16 protein-coding genes and 2 pseudogenes are annotated in these 18507 nt (G+C 42.4%); 10 read left to right on the top strand and 8 right to left on the bottom strand.

Annotation, left to right across the window (positions count from 1 at the left end; all coding sequences use genetic code 11):
• Positions 1 to 328 precede the first annotated feature (328 nt).
• Together F6K63_RS05470 and F6K63_RS37095 are read left to right on the top strand one after the other, a co-directional pair.
• The gene (locus F6K63_RS05470; RefSeq protein ID WP_287311162.1) at positions 329 to 1285 is read left to right on the top strand and encodes a GGDEF domain-containing response regulator; all 957 of its coding nucleotides are present in this window, start codon (positions 329 to 331) and stop codon (positions 1283 to 1285) included.
• A gap of 707 nt (positions 1286 to 1992) precedes the next feature.
• A pseudogene (locus F6K63_RS37095) lies at positions 1993 to 2409 on the top strand (pentapeptide repeat-containing protein); the annotation flags it as partial.
• On the opposite strand, the pseudogene menD reads toward F6K63_RS37095, so the two are convergent.
• The 6 genes and pseudogenes from menD to F6K63_RS05440 all read right to left on the bottom strand — a co-directional run.
• Positions 2397 to 3476, bottom strand: a pseudogene (gene menD / locus F6K63_RS37090) (2-succinyl-5-enolpyruvyl-6-hydroxy-3-cyclohexene-1-carboxylic-acid synthase); the annotation flags it as partial. The pseudogenes F6K63_RS37095 and menD sit on opposite strands and share 13 nt — an antisense overlap.
• Positions 3477 to 3509: 33 nt before the next feature.
• Positions 3510 to 3644: a hypothetical protein gene (locus F6K63_RS05460; RefSeq protein ID WP_287311158.1), complete on the bottom strand. Its 135-nt coding sequence runs from the start codon at positions 3642 to 3644 to the stop codon at positions 3510 to 3512.
• Between the two features lie 39 nt (positions 3645 to 3683).
• On the bottom strand, positions 3684 to 4469 hold the full coding sequence (gene menH / locus F6K63_RS05455; RefSeq protein ID WP_008187019.1) for a 2-succinyl-6-hydroxy-2,4-cyclohexadiene-1-carboxylate synthase: 786 nt from the start codon (positions 4467 to 4469) through the stop codon (positions 3684 to 3686).
• 190 nt (positions 4470 to 4659) lie between these two features.
• Positions 4660 to 6108 (bottom strand): isochorismate synthase, encoded by a 1449-nt coding sequence (locus F6K63_RS05450; protein WP_008187020.1) that lies wholly within the window; start codon positions 6106 to 6108, stop codon positions 4660 to 4662.
• A 424-nt stretch (positions 6109 to 6532) separates the two neighbouring features.
• The gene (locus F6K63_RS05445) at positions 6533 to 6724 is read right to left on the bottom strand and encodes a hypothetical protein (RefSeq protein WP_154659860.1); all 192 of its coding nucleotides are present in this window, start codon (positions 6722 to 6724) and stop codon (positions 6533 to 6535) included.
• Between the two features lie 58 nt (positions 6725 to 6782).
• Entirely contained in the window at positions 6783 to 7979 is a 1197-nt protein-coding gene (locus F6K63_RS05440; RefSeq protein ID WP_008187026.1) for a methyltransferase family protein, read from the bottom strand.
• A gap of 333 nt (positions 7980 to 8312) precedes the next feature.
• Between F6K63_RS05440 and menA the strand changes: the two genes are divergently transcribed.
• The 8 genes from menA to F6K63_RS05400 all read left to right on the top strand — a co-directional run bounded on the left by menA (position 8313) and on the right by F6K63_RS05400 (position 16516).
• Complete coding sequence (gene menA, locus F6K63_RS05435; RefSeq protein WP_044494059.1) at positions 8313 to 9224, top strand: 2-carboxy-1,4-naphthoquinone phytyltransferase; 912 nt, start codon at positions 8313 to 8315, stop codon at positions 9222 to 9224.
• A gap of 17 nt (positions 9225 to 9241) precedes the next feature.
• The gene (gene ubiE / locus F6K63_RS05430; protein ID WP_008187030.1) at positions 9242 to 9940 is read left to right on the top strand and encodes a bifunctional demethylmenaquinone methyltransferase/2-methoxy-6-polyprenyl-1,4-benzoquinol methylase UbiE; all 699 of its coding nucleotides are present in this window, start codon (positions 9242 to 9244) and stop codon (positions 9938 to 9940) included.
• Positions 9941 to 10427: 487 nt separating this feature from the next.
• Positions 10428 to 11360 (top strand): o-succinylbenzoate synthase, encoded by a 933-nt coding sequence (locus tag F6K63_RS05425; RefSeq protein ID WP_287311157.1) that lies wholly within the window; start codon positions 10428 to 10430, stop codon positions 11358 to 11360.
• 98 nt (positions 11361 to 11458) lie between these two features.
• Positions 11459 to 12952: a 2-succinylbenzoate--CoA ligase gene (locus F6K63_RS05420; protein ID WP_287311156.1), complete on the top strand. Its 1494-nt coding sequence runs from the start codon at positions 11459 to 11461 to the stop codon at positions 12950 to 12952.
• Entirely contained in the window at positions 12940 to 13116 is a 177-nt protein-coding gene (locus F6K63_RS05415; RefSeq protein ID WP_287311154.1) for a hypothetical protein, read from the top strand. Before F6K63_RS05420 ends, F6K63_RS05415 begins: the two co-directional genes overlap by 13 nt.
• Before the next feature lie 12 nt (positions 13117 to 13128).
• Positions 13129 to 14151 (top strand): tRNA dihydrouridine(20/20a) synthase DusA, encoded by a 1023-nt coding sequence (gene dusA, locus F6K63_RS05410; RefSeq protein ID WP_287311152.1) that lies wholly within the window; start codon positions 13129 to 13131, stop codon positions 14149 to 14151.
• A 268-nt stretch (positions 14152 to 14419) separates the two neighbouring features.
• Entirely contained in the window at positions 14420 to 15424 is a 1005-nt protein-coding gene (locus F6K63_RS05405; protein ID WP_287311150.1) for an Rpn family recombination-promoting nuclease/putative transposase, read from the top strand.
• Positions 15425 to 15607: 183 nt separating this feature from the next.
• Entirely contained in the window at positions 15608 to 16516 is a 909-nt protein-coding gene (locus F6K63_RS05400) for an Rpn family recombination-promoting nuclease/putative transposase (RefSeq protein WP_287311148.1), read from the top strand.
• An 81-nt stretch (positions 16517 to 16597) separates the two neighbouring features.
• On the opposite strand, the gene F6K63_RS05395 is transcribed toward F6K63_RS05400, so the two are convergent.
• Entirely contained in the window at positions 16598 to 18028 is a 1431-nt protein-coding gene (locus F6K63_RS05395) for a hypothetical protein (RefSeq protein ID WP_287311146.1), read from the bottom strand.
• Positions 18029 to 18155: 127 nt separating this feature from the next.
• Positions 18156 to 18506 (bottom strand): hypothetical protein, encoded by a 351-nt coding sequence (locus F6K63_RS05390; RefSeq protein WP_287311144.1) that lies wholly within the window; start codon positions 18504 to 18506, stop codon positions 18156 to 18158.
• Position 18507 lies beyond the last annotated feature (1 nt).

Here is an 18507-nt window from a genome sequence, read left to right as displayed (position 1 = left end):
AAGTCCGTCGGTCTACATTAATTTATTAGGACTTACGCAAATACCTCAATTTTACTCTACCTGTACTGTGGGCAATGTTTTGCCCACACTACAGGTAGAGTCTGTGCGTAAATCCTGTTTATCTTGAATAAGGCGAAATCCTTTTTAGGTCAAGGATTCGGCTATAACAGTTTCAGGGGTTACGACTTGATTGTTGACTAATCTTTAGAAGATTTAATCCTCTTAGGTTAGATTAAACAGATATTACCGATCAAAATTTCAATTAATTTCTAGCCAAGATAACCAAGAGCTATCGATAAGAAATACATTACTGACTCAAGCAGCAATAATGGATAATACTGACTTGAATAACTTTAATAATAAAACTCCTCAGGTTCTCGTGGTTGATGATGAGAAGATCCTACGCTTGGTGCTACGTCGTAGCTTGACAAAGGAAGGATATAAAGTCATTGAAGCTAGCAACGGTGAGCAATGTCTGAATATCTGTGAGCAAAAATTGCCAGACATTGTGCTGTTAGATGCCAGAATGCCCATACTTGATGGGTTTACCTGCTGTGCTAAATTGAAGGATAACTTGGGTTCCGAATGTCCTCCTATACTAATGATTACAGCACTCTATGATGAGCAATCTGTAGAACGAGCGTTTGAAGCCGGTGCGACGGATTATATAACTAAGCCAATTCACTGGCCAGTTTTGCGACGAAGAGTACGTCGTTTGATTGAATCAAGTTGGACAATGATACAGTTAAAAATCGCCAATAAAGAGTTGGAACGCCTCGCTACTATCGATGGCTTAACCCAAGTTGCCAACCGCCGAGCCTTTGACAAATATTTTAACAACGAATGGTATCGACTGGCACGGGAAGAAAACCCCTTGTCTTTAGTATTGTGTGACATTGATTTTTTTAAGCGTTACAATGACACTTATGGACACCAATCAGGAGATGAGTGTCTTAAACAAGTTGCTCAAATCCTTGGTGAAGCAGCAAAGCGTCCAGGGGATCTGGTGGCTCGCTATGGGGGTGAGGAATTTGTGGTAATTTTGCCGAGTACTGATATACAAGGCGCTATTCAGGTAGCAGAGACAATTGAAACTAAACTCTACAAAAAGGCGATCCCTCATTCTGGTTCTCTGGTGAGTGACATTGTTACCGTCAGCCTGGGGGGTGCCAGTACGATTCCCTCAGTAAAATCATCCCCAGATAATTTATTTTACGAGGCTGATAAAGCACTATATAAGGCAAAAACTGCCGGTAGAAATCGCCTGGTTCATGTTAGTTACTAATGAAAAAATCAGTAGTCATTAGACTTAAAATATTTTGACGCCAACTAGCATCTTTTCTACGGTCAGTAGGCAATTCTAACACTCTAATGCCTTGGCTAGGAAGTGGGTTTAAACCTTGCTTGAGCTGCTGCAATGATTCAATCAGCTGGTGCTCTACTCCATAAGTCAGACACAACTGTGAAAAATTGACATCTTGGGGTGTGGCAAAGAATTCTTCAAAGGGTGGGTCAAATTTGGCAATGGGCAACATCTCGAAAATGCCACCACCATTGTTATTAATTAATATAATGGTTAAATGACCAACAAACTTGTTTTTAATTAGGAAACCATTGCTGTCATGCAAAAATGCTAAGTCACCCGTTAGCATCACACTACTTTGATTACGATGAGCAATACCTAAAGCTGTTGATAAGGTACCATCAATCCCATTAGCGCCCCGATTAAACCAAGGTCGAATCCTCCTGTTACCAGGTTTCCAAAAGAACTCCACATCTCTGACTGGCATGCTGTTAGCAATAAATAGAGGTGTTTCCGGTGGTAGACATTGGGACAGTAACCAAGCCGCTTTCCCTTCAAACAACTGACTCATTTTAGTCATTGTTTGGTCAACCTTTGCCCTGACCTTCGCTTCAGCCTCACACCACTTTTTTAGGTAAGGTTGCAGGTTATCAGGTTGCAGGTTATCAGGTTGGAGGTTATCAGGTTGCAGGTTATCAGGTTGCAGGTTATCAGGTTGCAGGTTATCAGGTTGCAGGTTATCAGGTTGGAGGTTATCAGGTTGCAGGTTATCAGGTTGCAGGTTATCAGGTTGCAGGTTATCAGGTTGCAGGTTATCAGGTTGGAGGTTATCAGGTTGCAGGTTATCAGGTTGCAGGTTATCAGGTTGCAGGTTAGAATCGTCAACCTTCAACCTTTCAACCTTCAACCTGTCAACCTTCAACAGTGGTAAACCGTCAACCTTCAACCTTTCAACCTTCAACCTGTCAACCGTCAACGATGGTGAACCTTCAACCGTCAACCTGTCAACCGTCAACCTGTCAACCGTCAACTTGTCAACCTTCAACTGGTTAACTTTCAACTCCTTTACCCATATCCCCAGTTGTTCTACACTCATCCGCAGATGAGTTGTTTTGCCATGGAGGGGGTCGAGGTTGTGGTGGCTAGGGTCAATCACCCAACGTCGCGGTTGACATTTATCCAACCAAGCACGCAGTTCTTTGCTAATCGGTAGTTCACCAATGTGAATAACCATTGTGGGTTTTAGCTGTTGCGCTAATCGTGGATTACGCAGGATCAAGTCATAGGTGGAAATTAGATTGGGGTTGAGGTCGCAATAGTTTCTTACCGGTGAGAGCCCTTCTGCTAGTACAGGCCATCTTAAGGTTTTGGACAAGGATGCGATCGCATTACAATAGTCTTTGGGATTTTGGGGTTGAGCTGGACCAGCGATAATTATTCCTTGCTGGGATTTTTGCCACTGCTGTATGACTTTAGCGGTTGCAGGTTGCAGGTTATAAGTTGTAGGTTGCAGGTTGTCAGTTACAGCTTGCTCCTGACAGTGAGCAAAGAATTCTTCTGGTTGTAATTGGGATTTTAATGGGTTAGTGGTTGTGTCGGGAATAGGTGGGAGGGGGTCACGAAAGGGTAGATTTAGGTGTACTGGACCAGGGGTAGGAAAATGTGTTAGCGGAGTGCTGCCAAAGGAGGCTCGCTCCCAAGCATGAACTACGGTTTGCCGTAGATAACGGAGCATACTGATATCAGCTTGAGGTACCGCTAGGGTACTTTGCCAGTTGGGATAGTTGCCGTATAATTTGATTTGGTCAATGGTTTGTCCGGAATGACAATCTTGGAGTTCTGGGGGACGGTCAGCAGTCAATACCAATAGTGGTACTCGGCTTTCTCTGGCTTCAATCACAGCGGGATAGAAATTAGCCCCAGCCGTGCCAGAGGTACAAACCAGGACAACTGGTTTTCCCGATTGTCGAGCAATGCCTAAGGCGAAAAAGCTGGCTGAACGTTCATCCAGAACTGGAATCGCCTCAATCTGTGGGTGTTGAGCAAACGCAACAGTTAGAGGGGTTGAGCGTGACCCTGGACAGATGATTGCTGTGGTCAATCCCAAGCGCTGTAGGGTTTCTACCAGGATGGAAGCCCAGAGGCTATTGGTGTTGCGAAAATCAATAGGCATTCAATTATGTTAATCAACATTAATTCGAATATTCTAAATGTTGATTGGATTTTGTTGACGGTTAAAGGTTGAAGGTTGAAGGTTGACGGTTGACGGTTGTTCGCGTAGCGTGGCCAAAGGCCAAGGTTGACGGTTGAGGGTTGTTCGCGTAGCGTGGCCAAAGGCCAAGGTTGACTACCCTAATCCCTAATCCCTAATTTCTAATCCCTAAAAAAATTGTCTAACATTTTTAACAAATTCATTGACGTTCTCAAAATGGATGTTATGTCCACAATCAGCAATGACGTTTAAATTAGCTTCTGTACAAAGTGTTACTATTTCTGAGTTAATCGATTTAAATTTATGATCATACTCTCCAACTAGCAAAAGCAAAGGAACTTGATTATGTTGGAGTGATTCCCACAGAGATGGTTGGCATCCTGTACTGATATGACGCAGAGATTTAGCTAATTCCAGAGGATTATTTTGTTGTCGAATCTTGATCATCTGTTCAAATTTAGGATGCTGCTTGAGGGAGCTGAACAGAGGCTGATTGTACCAATTTGATAAGAAGGTCAATAAATCCCCAGTTTCCAATTTTTCGGCAATTTGCAAATCTCGCTGACGGCGCTTTAATTGTTCTGCTTGAGTCTTTAGCCCTGGAGATGCTGATTCGAGTACTACTTTACTAAAACATTCGGGGAAATGAAGGGTCATGTAGAGAGCCAATCGACCTCCCATAGAATAGCCAACTAAAAAGCATGGTTCAAAGTTTAACTGCTCTAGTAATTCCTTTAAGGCGTGAGCAGTGTTTGGCATAGTGTAGCACTCATCCCCACCTAAAACTTTGGTCTTACCATGACCAGGTAAATCAACAGCTAGACAACAAAATTCCTCACAGAGTAATGATATTGCTTCATCAAATTCCTGGCTGCTACCCATGAATCCATGGCAAAAAAGAATCCGTGGTTGCTCTCGATTTCCTCTTAACTCATAGTGAAACTTATATAGCATTTATCAAATATAAGCGCGTTAATTGCAGTTATGAGGTACGCTTTTTAACCTCAAAGTCCCCCTTTTTAAGGGGGATTTAGGGGGATCGCTTTGTACCTCATAGCTATAAGAATTGCTATAATTGTTACAATTCATGATATCGAAATTATTTTAACTGATTATCCAACAGCAACGACCAATGAACACAGGGTTAAACTAAGGCTTTAAGAAGCACCATTAGCTTCAGGTTAATTTCCGCCAGTTCTTTATTGGGATCAGAACCAGCAACAATTCCAGCACCAGCGTAGAGTCGAGCATGATTACCTGCTATCAAAGCAGACCGAATCCCAACGATAAATTCACTATTGCCTTGATAATCTATCCATCCGAGGGGAGCAGCATACAGAGAACGGTCAAAGGTTTCGTAGTGTCGGATTTGCTCACAAGCAATTTTGGTAGGAACACCAGCCACTGCTGGAGTAGGATGCAGTTTCGCTATAATCTCTAGGGGATTGACATGAGCTGGTAATGCTGCTTTAATCGGAGTCCATAAATGCTGGATATTCGACAGTTTCAGCAGTTGGGGAGATGGCGAAAAATCCAGTTCCAAACCCAGTTGACAAAGACGTTGGATAATAAATTCACTCACTGCGTTATGTTCACGTCTCTCTTTTTCACTACTAAGTAATTGGTTCGCCAAATCCGCATCTTCAGCTGGGGTTTGACCTCGTGGAGCAGACCCTGCTAAAGCATCCGTCACTAACTGATGGTCGTAAATACTAATCAGACGTTCAGGACTAGCGCCAATAAAGTTTTTGCCTTTGCCGTTACTGATCGAAAAAATATAGCAATCTGGATAGTTATGGCGCAAATTGTCCAGAGAATCTACCAGATTAAACGGTATTGGTGAGACGACATCGACGGCTTGGGAAAGGACAATTTTGCTAAATTGATTGGCTTGGATAGATTTTAAGGCTGATGAAACCGATAATTTGAAGTCTTTGGCTTTTTTTGAATCTTGCTTGAGAAATTCATGATGGTTAGCCTTACCAGTAAAACAGTAGAGCAGACGACCAGAAGAGGTGATTAGATTGAACTGCCGACCTACGCTTTCGACCAGCCAATCCAGATTAACTTGAGAGTTGATTTCAAGATTAGCCACTACTACACATCGGCTTTGACAAAGTGAAATTTGCCAGCGAGGTAGAAAAATAGTGGCAGATGGGAAAGGGTTGTTACTATTAAACTTGTCAGCAAAAAACGTAAAACTACAGAAGAAATGAGGTCCAGCCAATCGCTGCTCTATTTCACCACTAATTATGGTGTTAGCTAAACATGAGTCGATAAATTGTTGTGCTTTATAGAACCGTTGTTCACCAGCTAACTTAAGGGATACAGCCGCATCAATAGCAACAATTGATTCTTGATTACTTATATTTTCAAAATAGAAGTGTAGGGGCTCGGGGGTGGCGGCAAAAGGGGCGGCTCTATCCCGAATTGCCTGAAAAACCGCCAGTGGGTCGAGGGGTGAAATTTCTTGAGAAATACTGGCAATTTTGGCAATACCTTGTTTTTGAGATTTTTTCTGGCAGGCTAAGAGAAACTGATGTAACTCTTTAGGCTCATGAAAGAGGTTAGCAGGGCAGGGAATGACTAACATATATAGGCTTTCTTGAATTACAGGAGTGTTTACCTCAATGAACAACAACACAAACGCGATTGGCCGTAGGCCACGCTGCGCTAACGCTCTTTACTACATAGTTCTTAACTTGTTTTTACATAACTTTTTAACTTACAGAATTTATAGTTACTAATGATCAATTATCAGCATGTTTGGCAATTAAGAAAAGCAGGGTAAGGGCAAAAATCAATAAATAGGGGGTATTCTCCAAACTATTGATAATTAATTTCAATAATTATGATAATCAAGGCTTACTATGGTCATAATCCTTGCTCTATTCTTGATGCAAAGCGCGAGTGGGGGGAACCACGGCAGTCGCTCATGGGGGAAACCCCCAAGACCGCGCTGCCTCCCCAAGACCGCGCTGCATCGCTATCACATTTTGGTTTGATTTTTCTTGCGCTTACCCTAGAATTATATAATTGCTCACCATCATTTCTTGATGCAGTCGCTCATGGGGGGAACCACGGCAGTCGCTCATGGGGGAAACCCCCAAGACCGCGCTGCCTCCCCAAGACCGCGCTGCATCGCTTTTTAATTTTAATGATGAGCAATAGTTTTGGTAGTAAAAATTTTGGTTTTGATGACCAATCATTTATTTGGTCACTAATCAAGACGGAAATCAAGGGGATATTAGTATAAACAATCCCTGATTAATTTTTCCAACCTACTACAAATAAAAAGCTGCCCTTTTGAGTAGACACCACTTCAGTTTTAATGAAGCCTACTTCTCTTAAGAGGTTAACAATTTTATCGGTGGAGTAAAGCGGGGGAGCTTTGACTCCGCCAATCAATAAATCCATTATTTCTAATTCTGGCAAAAATGATGGTGAAGGAACCAAACTGTCAGTGGTAGGTTCCAGGATAATCACCATACCCTTTGGTCTTAAAACCTGAAAAGATTTTTTGATAAACTGGCTACCATAATCGCTGTAGGACAATTTTCTAAATAAGAATACAATATCATACTCTTCATTAGCACCCCACTGGTCAGACAAAGCGTTTCCCTCGGGAGATATAATAATCTCTTCCGGAGATTTAGGTAAAGGATACTTGCTTAAAAGTCGCTCTAAAAAATTAATTTGATTTTCCAAGCCTGCCAGCACAAAGTCTACATCGGGTTTGCGTTCCAGTAGCTTGCCTATAAAGGTAATACCCACTTCGCCAGTAATAATTCTCTTAACCTGATCAATAGGAATTTTAGTGAACAATTCTCGGGACGGTTCTTTCAGATATTCGTTAGCAAATGCATAGTACTCATAAAGGGTTTCATCATTACCATTAAACAAATCCATCTGCTGATTTGAGCTGCCAGTTTGGATAGTTAAATTTAATGATAACCAGGATGACCATGTCTGAGAGACTAGATTGTAATAATCACCCAAATAACTTGGACTTTCTTTAACCAAATAATTCTTAGTTATTTTGGTGTTAACATAGCCAACACCTTGATCATGATTAGTTTGGCTACTTTGGCTACTGTTGAGATAACCGAGACTCTCCAAAACCCTAAGCAATCGCTCGGTTGATATCAAATTAAGATTCAAGTCCCTGGCTACTAAATTAGCAGAAACTCCGGGATGCTTGTGCAGATAATCAAAAACACCAAGTTTCACGGCTGACATAATAATTGCAGTACGTTGGAAACTGGTAGCATCTGCCAGCATCTCTGCTCTTTCTAAGAGTCTGATTCGATTACCAATAACTTTCGTTAAGCTATTGATAGCTTCTGGGAAATACTTTTTGATCGCCAAGACTAAACCTACCAATTTAGATGGCAGTCCAAATCTTTGCTGTTTCGACTTTATCTCTAGAGTATCCCGTGCTAGCACTTTGACATTACTGGTCATACTTTTGAGTCATACTTTTTAGGATTGCTTACAAGACTTACAGGGTGCGTTAATAACGCACCCTACTACTTATATAGTTTAGGGTTCAATTTTTCGTAAGTCTTATATTAATAGTTGTTATTTTACAACTTTAGTTAATATTTTTTAAATAAAATTTACAAAATATTAACCTATAATCAATTCACGACCTTGATTGGGATTAATGGTATTCTGCTAGTCAGCCCCTTAACACCGTTGAAGACCGTTGACCCAAAGCTTGAACAGTCCCAGCAGTATTGGTTTATGGTTTGACGGTCACTCTAGCACGACTGGCATTCATATTCCGTGACTATTTTGACAACAAACACAATTAATGCTCCTAGCTCCAAACAGAAACTGTGGCTAGCAGCCATCAAGCCCCCCATGTATAGCGTGGCAATTATCTATGTTTGGGTAGCAGCTGCTGTGGCATGGTTTGAGACCAATCACCTCAATTGGACGATATTTTTGACCTTTGTCAGTGCTTCGATTCTGATTCTGGCTTGGGAGAATCTGAGTAACGATGTGTTTGACTCTGAGACTGGGATTGATAAAAACAAAGCTCACTCGATAGTGAACCTGACGGGAAACAAATCGTTAATTTTTTGGCTAGGGAACCTGTGTTTAGGACTGGCTATCCTTGGCATGCTACTGATCTGCTGGTGGCAGCAAGACTTAACATTGATGGCGTTAGTACTCCTATGCTGCAGCCTTGGCTATATGTACCAAGGACCTCCCTTCCGCCTGGGCTACCAAGGTCTAGGAGAGATTCTGGCCTTTTTGAGCTTTGGTCCGTTAGGCATGTCAGCTGCCTACTACAGTCAAACCCAGAGTTGGTCTGTGACTAACCTGGCGGCATCGATAATTGTGGGTCTTGGGACTATGTTAATTCTATTTTGCTCCCATTTTCACCAAGTAAAGGATGATATAGCAGCTGGGAAGCGATCGCCTATTGTTTGCCTTGGCACCAAACGAGGTGCTCAACTGTTGCCCTGGATTTGTGGTAGCCTATTCGCTGCTACTGGTGGGTTTGTGCTCATGGGGCTATTCCCCATATGGACATTACTCACTTTGGTGGGATTGCCCTTTGCTATCAAGCTTTGCCGCCATGTTAACGCTCATTACAACCAACCGGAAAAGGTGAGTAATTGTAAGTTTATTGCCGTAGCGCTACATTTTTGGAGTGGACTCTTGTTGGGTGTCGGTTTCGTAATTAACCTTAATTAACCTTCATTGAATGAATCATGTCAGAGCAATCCCAGGAGATTCAGGGAATTTTTGATAACATCTCTTCTAACTATGACCAGCTTAATGACTGGATCAGTTGGGGTCAGCATCGCATTTGGAAGCTGATGACGGTTAAATGGGCTGAGCCTAAGCCAGGAGATACCTGTGTTGACCTTTGTTGTGGCAGTGGAGACCTGACTCGACTATTAGCGGAGAAAGTAGGCACTCAAGGAAAGGTGTATGGAGTAGATTTTGCGCCCCAGATGTTAGCGATCGCAAAACAAAAATCCTCTGAACCACACATTGAGTGGGTAGAGGCGGATGTTTTAGATTTACCATTTGCTGACAATACCTTTGACGGAGCAACTATGGGATATGGATTACGTAATGTCGTAGATATCCCCAAAAGCCTAAAGGAGATTTACCGTATTGTTAAACCAGGCGCTAAAGCAGCAATTCTTGACTTTCACTTACCCTCTCAGCCACTGTTTCGGCAGTTTGAACAGTGGTATATGGAAACGATTGTTGTTCCCCTAGCCCGTCAGCAAGGACTTGAGGAAGAGTATGCCTATATCTGGCCGAGTATACAGCGATTTCCCCGTGGTCCGGAGCAAGAATCTTTAGCAGAGCAAGTAGGCTTTCGTGCAACTCACTACCCGATTGTTGGCGGAACATTAGGAGTATTGGTATTGACTAAACCTAGAAGTGTTGAATAGGAAATAGGGAATCGGGAATCGGGAATCGGGAATCGGGAATCGGGAATCGGGATGTAAGCATTCAGCCGTCAGCGGTCAGCCGTCAGCGGTCAGCCGTCAGTGGTTAGCTCTCAACCGTTAGCGGTCAGCTTATTTTATTCAAAAGCACCATCTGCGTGGTACAGGCTTTGGCCTTGGCCGTTGGCCACGCTACGCGAATGGCCACGCTGTGCGAACGACGCTGTGAATAACCCTGCAGGCTTCGATGCTGTGATATAGCGCTACGCGCAAGTCAGAAGTCAGAAGTAAGCTATGACTAAGTTTCGGAGTTTAGGAATTGTCTTACATCTGAATGCGTAGTGCTATAACCCATAAGCTGATCACTGAAAGCTGAAAGCTGAAAGCTGAAAGCTGAAAGCTGATAGCTGATAGCTGATAGCTGATAGCTGATAGCTTACATAGGGATGCAGCGCAATAGCAATTAAAAATAGCAATTAGCAATTCATCAATGACGAACTATCAGTTCAAGTTTCACCCATACCAGCGTCCCTTTAAGCATCCGTTGTCTACTAGTCATGGCAAATGGACAGTCAGAGAAGGTATCATTCTTAGCCTTAGTGATGAAATAGGGAACATTGGCTGGGGTGAAATTGCTCCTATCCCTTGGTTTGGTTCGGAAACTCTGGAACAAGCCTTTAATTTTTGCGAGCAATTACCTCAGGAGATTACTACAGAGGAGATTTTCGCCATTCCTGCTCAACTCCCCTGCTGTCAATTTGGGTTTGAATCGGCTTGGGAGCTAGTGATTGGCAAAGGACTTTGGACAAAGGACTTTGAACAAAGCAAACAACACTACAGTTACCTGTTACCGAGTAATCAAGCAGCAAAACAGTCCTGGGAAGCTCCCTGGAATCAGGGATACCGAAGCTTTAAATGTAAAATTGGTATTGCTCCGATTGAGGATGAAGTCAAGAGAGTTCAGGAGTTGGTTGAAGCAATACCTGCTTCTGCCCAATTGCGTTTGGATGCCAATGGGGGATTGACTAAACAACAAGCTGAGCAGTGGCTGATGGTATGTGACACTATTGGAGCCGTTGAGTTTATCGAACAGCCTCTACCTCCAGAGCAGTTCGATGTGATGTTGGAGATGAGCCACAACTATTCGACTGCGATCGCATTGGATGAATCTGTGGCAACCCTTGACCAACTTGAACAGTCTTACCAGCAGGGATGGCGAGGAATTTTTGTGATTAAAGCTGCGATCGCAGGTTCTCGGAAACGACTACGGCAGTTTTGCCAAACCTATCCGATTGATACCGTGTTTTCATCCGCCTTGGAAACTACAATTGGTCAACAAGCGGTTCTCCAGTTAGCAGCAGAACTCTCTGACTTCAAGCGCGCTGTAGGTTTTGGTGTCAACCATTGGTTTAATCAAGGTTGAAAGCGATGGACGTTCGCGTAGCGTGACCTTTTGGCCAAGGTTAGATGGTTAAAGGTTGGAATGTTTAAGGTTATTAGGTGTTAAGGTGATTTGGTTAGATGGTTGAAGCGTTAAAGAGTAAATGTGGGGAAGATTCATACGTACAACAGCCCCTAAGCTATGTCCAACACCGTTCTGGTGAACAATGGCTGATTGGCTATGATAGCCAGCAAGTTCAGCAAATTATTGAGCAATACTATCAGCAATTCTCCCAACTTTACCAGGAAAAAGCACCGAAAATCCTTTTAGTAGAGCAAAATCCTCTTAAATTTATCGCCGCTTTCCTAGCTGCTGTTGCTAGTAATTGTCATATATTCTTAGGCAATCCCCACTGGGTAAAACCAGAATGGCAACAAGTCCTTAACCAAATCCATCCCGATATAATTATCGGAGAATTAGCCAGGATTATTGAGCCATCAATACTCAATAATCAATACTCAAGGCTCAATAATCAATATTCAATCATCAATATTAACCCCTCAGCACTCATTATGATTCCCACAGGGGGGTCATCTGGCAAAATCCGCTTTGCCATTCACACTTGGGAAACCTTGATGGCATCAGTAGCAGGGTTTCATCAGTATTTTGGGAACAAGCCAGTGAATTCCTTTTGTGTGTTGCCTCTGTATCATGTCAGTGGTTTGATGCAGTTTATGCGATCGCTAACCACCGGTGGACGTATGGTGATTTTGCCCTTTAAAGCCTTGAAAGCTGGGCAAGGACGAGACATTGATCCCAAAGAATTTTTTATCTCTCTGGTACCGACTCAACTAGCGAAGCTGATCAACCAAGATGCCTCTGACTGGTTATCCCGCTTTCGGACAGTGTTGTTAGGGGGTGCTCCGGCTTGGGAATCCCTATTAACACAAGCAAGACAGTATCGTATTCCTTTAGCTCTTACCTATGGCATGACCGAAACCGCTTCTGGTGTAGTCACCCTTAAACCTGAAGATTTCCTCAGTGGTAACAGTGGTAACAGTGGTAACAATAGTTGTGGTCAGGTTTTACCCCATGCCAAAGTAACGATTCGCAATGGTAATGGAGAAATTCTCAAGGCTAATCAAACCGGTGTGATTACTATTGAGGCAAAGTCCTTATTCCATGGCTACTATAGCCCTAGCACAAATCTCGCCCTAGAGTCTGAGCTAAGTAAATTGCCCAACAGATTCCAAACGCTACAATCGGACGATTTAGGCTATTTCGATCAACAGGGTTACTTATATACTGTTGGGCGTCGCAGTAACAAAATTATTACTGGTGGTGAAAATGTATTTCCCGCTGAGGTAGAACAGGTAATTCGTGGCACAGGGCTCGTCAGTGATGTTTGTGTGATTGGCTTACCCGATGACTATTGGGGTCAAGTGGTAACCGCTGTTTTTGTGCCTAGTTCCGATCAGGTTTCTGTGGCGATGGTGCAACAGAAGGTAGAGAGGAATTTAAGTAAATTCAAGTGTCCTAAGGATTGGGTGGCGGTAGAATCTTTGCCGCGCAATGGTCAAGGAAAATTGAATTATGAACAGGTGAAAGTTATCGCGCGAGATTGTTTAAGTTAATTGAAACTCAACAAAATCAATCAGGTCAAGCTAAATTGTTAGGCTGGGAATACGGCGGTTTGCATAACTATCAGGTACACAGGATTGTTTTTCCACTTCCGACTTCCCTGCTCCCTGCTCCCTGCTCCCTGCTCCCTGCTCCCTGCTCCCTGCTCCCTAAATAACTGCCTCAACCAATGACTGCTCCGAGTACAGCTATTTCACCCGAATCACTTCCAACGCAATCCAAAATTATTAGTAGCGGTTATCCCTTAAGTATTGCGCCAATGATGGATCGCACTGACCGCCACTATCGCTATTTCATGCGCCAGATTACAGGACGGACATTGCTCTACACCGAAATGGTCACCAGTGCAGCAATTCTTCATGGCGATCGCGAACGCTTGCTAGGCTTTTCCCCACAAGAGAAACCCCTAGTCTTACAAGTTGGTGGTGACACTCCCAGTGACTTAGCTGAATGCGCCCGAATTGCTGAAGCGATGGACTATGACCAGATTAATCTCAACGTTGGTTGTCCCAGTAGTCGGGTGCAAAATGGCAATTTTGGAGCTTGTTTGATGGCGCAGCCTGAACAGGTAGCACGCTGTGTAGAGGCTATGGTTAAAGTAGTGAACATACCTGTTACTGTCAAGCACCGTATCGGTATTGATGACCTTGACCGCTATGAAGACATGGCTAACTTTGTCCGCATTGTCTCAGAGGCCGGTTGTCAGCATTTTACTGTACATGCTCGCAAGGCTTGGCTACAGGGTTTGAGTCCAAAAGAGAATCGCAACGTCCCACCCTTACGTTACAGTGACGTCCATCGTCTCAAGCAGGAGTTACCTGACTTATTCGTGGAAATTAATGGTGGATTCACTAGTCTTGAACAAGTGCAAGAACAACGGGAGTATGTCGATGGGGTCATGATTGGGCGTGCAGCTTACGACAATCCCTATCTGTTTGCCAAAGCTGATTGTGATATCTATAGCGAGATAGTTATACCCCCAACTCGCCATCAGGTTGTCGAAGCCATGTTTTCCTATATTGATCACTGGGTAGGCAAAGGTCTTAAGCTTCACAAAATTACCCGACATATGCTGCAATTATTTGCAGGGCAACCCGGTAGTAGAGCCTGGAAACGTCATATAACCGAAAATTCATGCTTGGTTGGTGTTGGTTCTGATGTCGTTCGCGAAGCTTTAGCTAAAATTCCTTAGGGTAAGCATTCAGTTATCAGCGGTCAGCGGTCAGCTATCAGCTATCAGCGGTCAGCGGTCAGCTAATGGGTTAGGTCACAGGCTAGAAGCCTGTGCCACCTTTTATTGCCATATCTACCATTTTATATTATTAAGTATTTTTGTACTATTATAATATATAATAATCATAAACCTAATAGTGGTAGTGGCGGATTTAGCGACAAAATACTGCTCTAATCCAGATTTTTTGCTTCAAAAATCGCTCCCCATCATCCATCAATAATTAACCATGAGATTTATCAGCCCCAAAACCGATTTTGCTTTTAAGAAAATCTTTGGTTCCTCTGAAAGTAAAGAAGTCCTAATCAGCTTTCTAGATGCTCTGATCTATGGCGGGAAATCTAGGATAAATAACTTAGAGATTATTGACCCATACAATGCTGGCTATACTACGGAGTTAAAAGATACCTACCTGGATGTCAAGGCGATTCTAAATGACGGCTCGACAGTAATTATTGAAATGCAAGTTTTAAATGTTCCGGCTTTTGATAAACGAGTAATCTATAATCTCGCCAAAACCTATAGCACTCAATTAAAATATGGAGAAGGATATTCTAAACTGAAGCCGGTGATTGCTTTAACAATTACAGACTTCACCATGTTTGAGCAAACCGACCGATACCTAACTCGTTTTGTATTTAAAGAAGACCAAGATAACTTTATCTACCGAAACCAACACCTAAGCATGGTGTTTGTGGAACTACCGAAATTTTCCAGGTCTTTAGAAGACTTAGAAACGGCATCGGAGAAATGGATCTATTTTATGAAGGAAGCCCCAAATTTAGAAGCAATTCCCAATACCTTATCAGAAATCCCGGAAATTGCTCAGGCGCTAACCATAGCTAATCAAGCGAATATGAGTAGCAAAGACTTGGAAGAATTACACAAACGAGAAGTATTTATGGAAGACCGCAAAGGTGAAATTCGTCAAGCTCTCGAAGAAGGTAAACAAGAAGGTCGGGAACAAGGCCGAGAAGAAGGTAAACAAGAAGGTCGGGAACAAGGCCGAGAAGAAGGTAAACAAGAAGGTCGGGAACAAGGCCGGGAAGAAGGGAGATTATTAATGCAGGGATTGATATCCCGTCAACTGGAAGGTAAACTTGGTGCAATTCCCTCAGAAATTCTAGAGGGAATTCAACAATTATCTCTAGAACAATTAGAAGCTTTAGGAGTTGCTATGGCAGATTTTACCACCAGTGTAGATTTGTCGAATTGGTTGCGGGATAAGCAATGATATAGCGATACGCAGAAGTCATAAGTTAGAAGTCAGAAGTCTATTAAGTAGGGTGGGCAAAATTATAGGTTATAGAATTCTTATCAAAAGAACTAAACGGTTTTTGCCCACCATAATACTATTAAGTAGTAGTGCTGTACCAATTAAATTCATTAATAAACAATCACCAATCAATAATTAACCATGAGATTTATCAGCCCCAAAACCGATTTTGCTTTTAAGAAAATATTTGGTTCCTCTGAAAGTAAAGAAGTCCTGATCAGCTTTCTAGATGCTCTGATCTATGGCGGGAAATCTAGGATAAATAACTTAGAGATTATTGACCCATACAATGCTGGCTATACTACGGAGTTAAAGGATACCTACCTGGATGTCAAGGCGATTCTAAATGACGGCTCGACAGTAATTATTGAAATGCAAATGTTAAATGTCCCGGTTTTTGATGAACGAGTAATATATAATCTCACCAAAACCTATGGCAATCAATTAAAATCTGGGGAAAGGTCTTCTAAACGTAAGCCGGTGATTGGTTTAACAATTACAGACTTCACTATGTTTGAGCAAACCGACCGATACTTAACTCGATTTCTATTTCAAGAAGAACAAGATAATTTTATCTACCAAAACCAAGACCTAACTATGGTGTTTGTGGAATTGCCGAAATTTTCCCGGTCTTTAGAAGAGTTAGAAACGGCATCGGAGAAATGGATATATTTTATGAAAGAAGCCCCAAATTTAGAAGCAATTCCCGATACCTTATCAGAAATACCGGAAATTGCTCAGGCGCTAACCATAGCTAATCAGGCGAATATGAGTAGAAAAGACTTGGAGGAATTACACAAACGAGAAGTGTTTATGGAAGACCGTAAAGGTGAAATTCGTCAAGCTCTCGAACAAGGTCGGGAAGAAGGGAGATTATTAATGGAGGGACTGATATCCCGTCAACTAGAAGGTAAACTTGGTGCAATACCTTCAGAAATTCTAGATAAAATTCAACAATTATCTCTAGACCAATTAGAAGCTTTAGGAGTTGCTATGGCAGATTTTACCACCAGCGTAGATTTGTCGAATTGGTTGCGGGATAACCAATGATATAGCCATTAAGTAGGGTGGGCAAAATTCTAGGATATAGAATTCTCAAAAGAACTAAACGGTTTTTGCCCACCATACAAGCTATTTATTAACATCTTTTGATACCAAATTGATAATTCCATTTAAAATAAACGCAGCGATCGCACCAACTGCCACATGGAATAGCACAAACACGACACTGTAAGTCAAGCAAGGTGTAACACCAGAGCTGGGGCAATCTAAGGATTGTTTCGGGTCGATAATAGACTCTAGCGGTTTACCAGCGGTTTGGGCAGAAATAGCACTAACCGCTAAACCAGTACCCACCAGGGCAATGGAACGTTGTAATCGTTTCTCCCGTTCTGCCTGGTCAATGTCTACTCGGGCTCGAATCGCACTTAGGGCTTGTTCCAGTAGTGCAGCACCATTCCCAAAATAGCCCAAATCTGATTGGATTTGTTCTTGAAAGAGGCGGCAATCATTGAAAAAGGTTTCTAGAAAGCTCAGGTCATCTTGGGGGAGTTTACCGGAGATATCCCTCAGTTCTCGCTTATAGTTTTCAGCATTAATGTTAATTGTTAGTCGATAATGGTCTAAATCTCGGAGTAAGCGAGAGTAGTCTAATGCCTTTTGGGAAACTGATTTGATATCCTCCTTGAATTTATTTAACTCTGCTTGACTCAAGCTTTGACTAGCTGGCCAGTGTTTAAAGGTTTCGTCAAAATACTGCTCAATGGTTTGATATTCCTTTTTAATTACCTGATAAACATCACGATTAAGCTGATAAGCACGGATGACTTTATTTCGATAACAAAATAGGTTAATAAAATTGGAATAGTAATCGATAAATTTATCACTGGCTTCTGCTTCCCAAAAAATCCAAACCAGGATATGACAGTATTTTTCCTGTTGACTAGGAACTCCGTATTCAAAAATTGGACTGCCGAATAATTCCCCTTCTTGATTGAAGTGAGGACAGGGAATTTGAGCAGGAATGAAGGCTCGCAAACACTCGTCAGCCAGTTGTCTTAATTCCTGGCGATTTTGCAGTAACTTCCAGGGAATAAAGCGTTTTTGTTCTGTATACCAAACTGTTAAGACCAGAGTTTGACCAATGGAACTGCTGATTCGATCAGGCATCAAGCAGCCTGCTGGGTTCAATTTTTCTAGAAAGCTGGAGGGGACTGGTTGGGTGCGTTGGGTCTGATTTTCCTCTTGTTCAGGACGGCGGAGGTTTAGGGCTAAGGCATAGGTATCTTGAATTCTGAGGGGAGTTGCAACTCCGCTAACATCCAGGGAAGTATTATCTAGGGTAACATTACTCCCAAAGTGGAAAGCCACATCATCAGTAGTTTTATCCTTGAGCAGGTCTACTCGATATCCTGACTCTTCTTCAATTTCAAGCTGCTTAGTCACTCCAAATTTTTGAGAGATAATCTGGTTGCACTTGTCCCAGAGTAAGGTAGTTGGCTTACTAGTTTTTAGATGAAAGGCAAATAAATGGACATTAGGGGCATAGACTTTAGAGGTCAATCGCTTCGCTCCAATTCAAAATTATCAATTCAAAATTAAAAAATATCCCACGAATTAATTCGGGACTTGAAACAGCGCTGCATCGCTACTCCCTACTCCCTACTCCCTACTCCCTATTCCCTATTCCCTACTTCCTGTTCCCTATTCCCTGTTCCCCGTTCCCTTTATTATTAAGTTGATCCTTCACCTGCTCACGCAGCTCCTGAAACCAATTATTAAGGCGATCTGGCTGGATAGGTTCCGTGGGAGGAACTTTGCCAAGCTCCTTCTTACGAATATCGTAAAATTTTCTGAATTCATCCCTAATTGTAAACCGTTCCTTAAACCAATTCCTGAGAATTTCCTCAACATTTTCTGGTGGGTTACTCTGCAAACGGGCTAAGGTCTGCTCTAAGTCCTGTAAGTCTTCCCTAGAAAACACTTCTAGTTTGCTTTCCAGGAAGTAAGGAAATACTAGAATTTGAGGGTAATCAATCATA

The organism is Moorena sp. SIO1G6, assembly GCF_010672795.1.
In the GTDB taxonomy this organism is placed as follows: domain Bacteria; phylum Cyanobacteriota; class Cyanobacteriia; order Cyanobacteriales; family Coleofasciculaceae; genus Moorena; species Moorena producens.
The sequence above is the reverse complement of the archived record's forward strand: the minus strand, read 5'-3'. Positions and strand labels throughout refer to the sequence as shown.

Bases quoted from the DNA above. Each gene is read 5' to 3' on its own strand.
- F6K63_RS05425 (WP_287311157.1), top strand. From the start codon at position 10,428: ATGACGAACTATCAGTTCAAGTTTCACCCATACCAGCGTCCCTTTAAG.
- F6K63_RS05445 (WP_154659860.1), bottom strand. From the start codon at position 6,724: ATGATTGGTCATCAAAACCAAAATTTTTACTACCAAAACTATTGCTCA.
- F6K63_RS05440 (WP_008187026.1), bottom strand. From the start codon at position 7,979: ATGACCAGTAATGTCAAAGTGCTAGCACGGGATACTCTAGAGATAAAG.
- F6K63_RS05470 (WP_287311162.1), top strand. From the start codon at position 329: ATGGATAATACTGACTTGAATAACTTTAATAATAAAACTCCTCAGGTT.
- F6K63_RS05400 (WP_287311148.1), top strand. From the start codon at position 15,608: ATGAGATTTATCAGCCCCAAAACCGATTTTGCTTTTAAGAAAATATTT.
- dusA (WP_287311152.1), top strand. From the start codon at position 13,129: ATGACTGCTCCGAGTACAGCTATTTCACCCGAATCACTTCCAACGCAA.
- F6K63_RS05405 (WP_287311150.1), top strand. From the start codon at position 14,420: ATGAGATTTATCAGCCCCAAAACCGATTTTGCTTTTAAGAAAATCTTT.
- F6K63_RS05450 (WP_008187020.1), bottom strand. From the start codon at position 6,108: ATGTTAGTCATTCCCTGCCCTGCTAACCTCTTTCATGAGCCTAAAGAG.
- F6K63_RS05390 (WP_287311144.1), bottom strand. From the start codon at position 18,506: ATGATTGATTACCCTCAAATTCTAGTATTTCCTTACTTCCTGGAAAGC.
- F6K63_RS05420 (WP_287311156.1), top strand. From the start codon at position 11,459: ATGGTTGAAGCGTTAAAGAGTAAATGTGGGGAAGATTCATACGTACAA.
- menH (WP_008187019.1), bottom strand. From the start codon at position 4,469: ATGCTATATAAGTTTCACTATGAGTTAAGAGGAAATCGAGAGCAACCA.
- ubiE (WP_008187030.1), top strand. From the start codon at position 9,242: ATGTCAGAGCAATCCCAGGAGATTCAGGGAATTTTTGATAACATCTCT.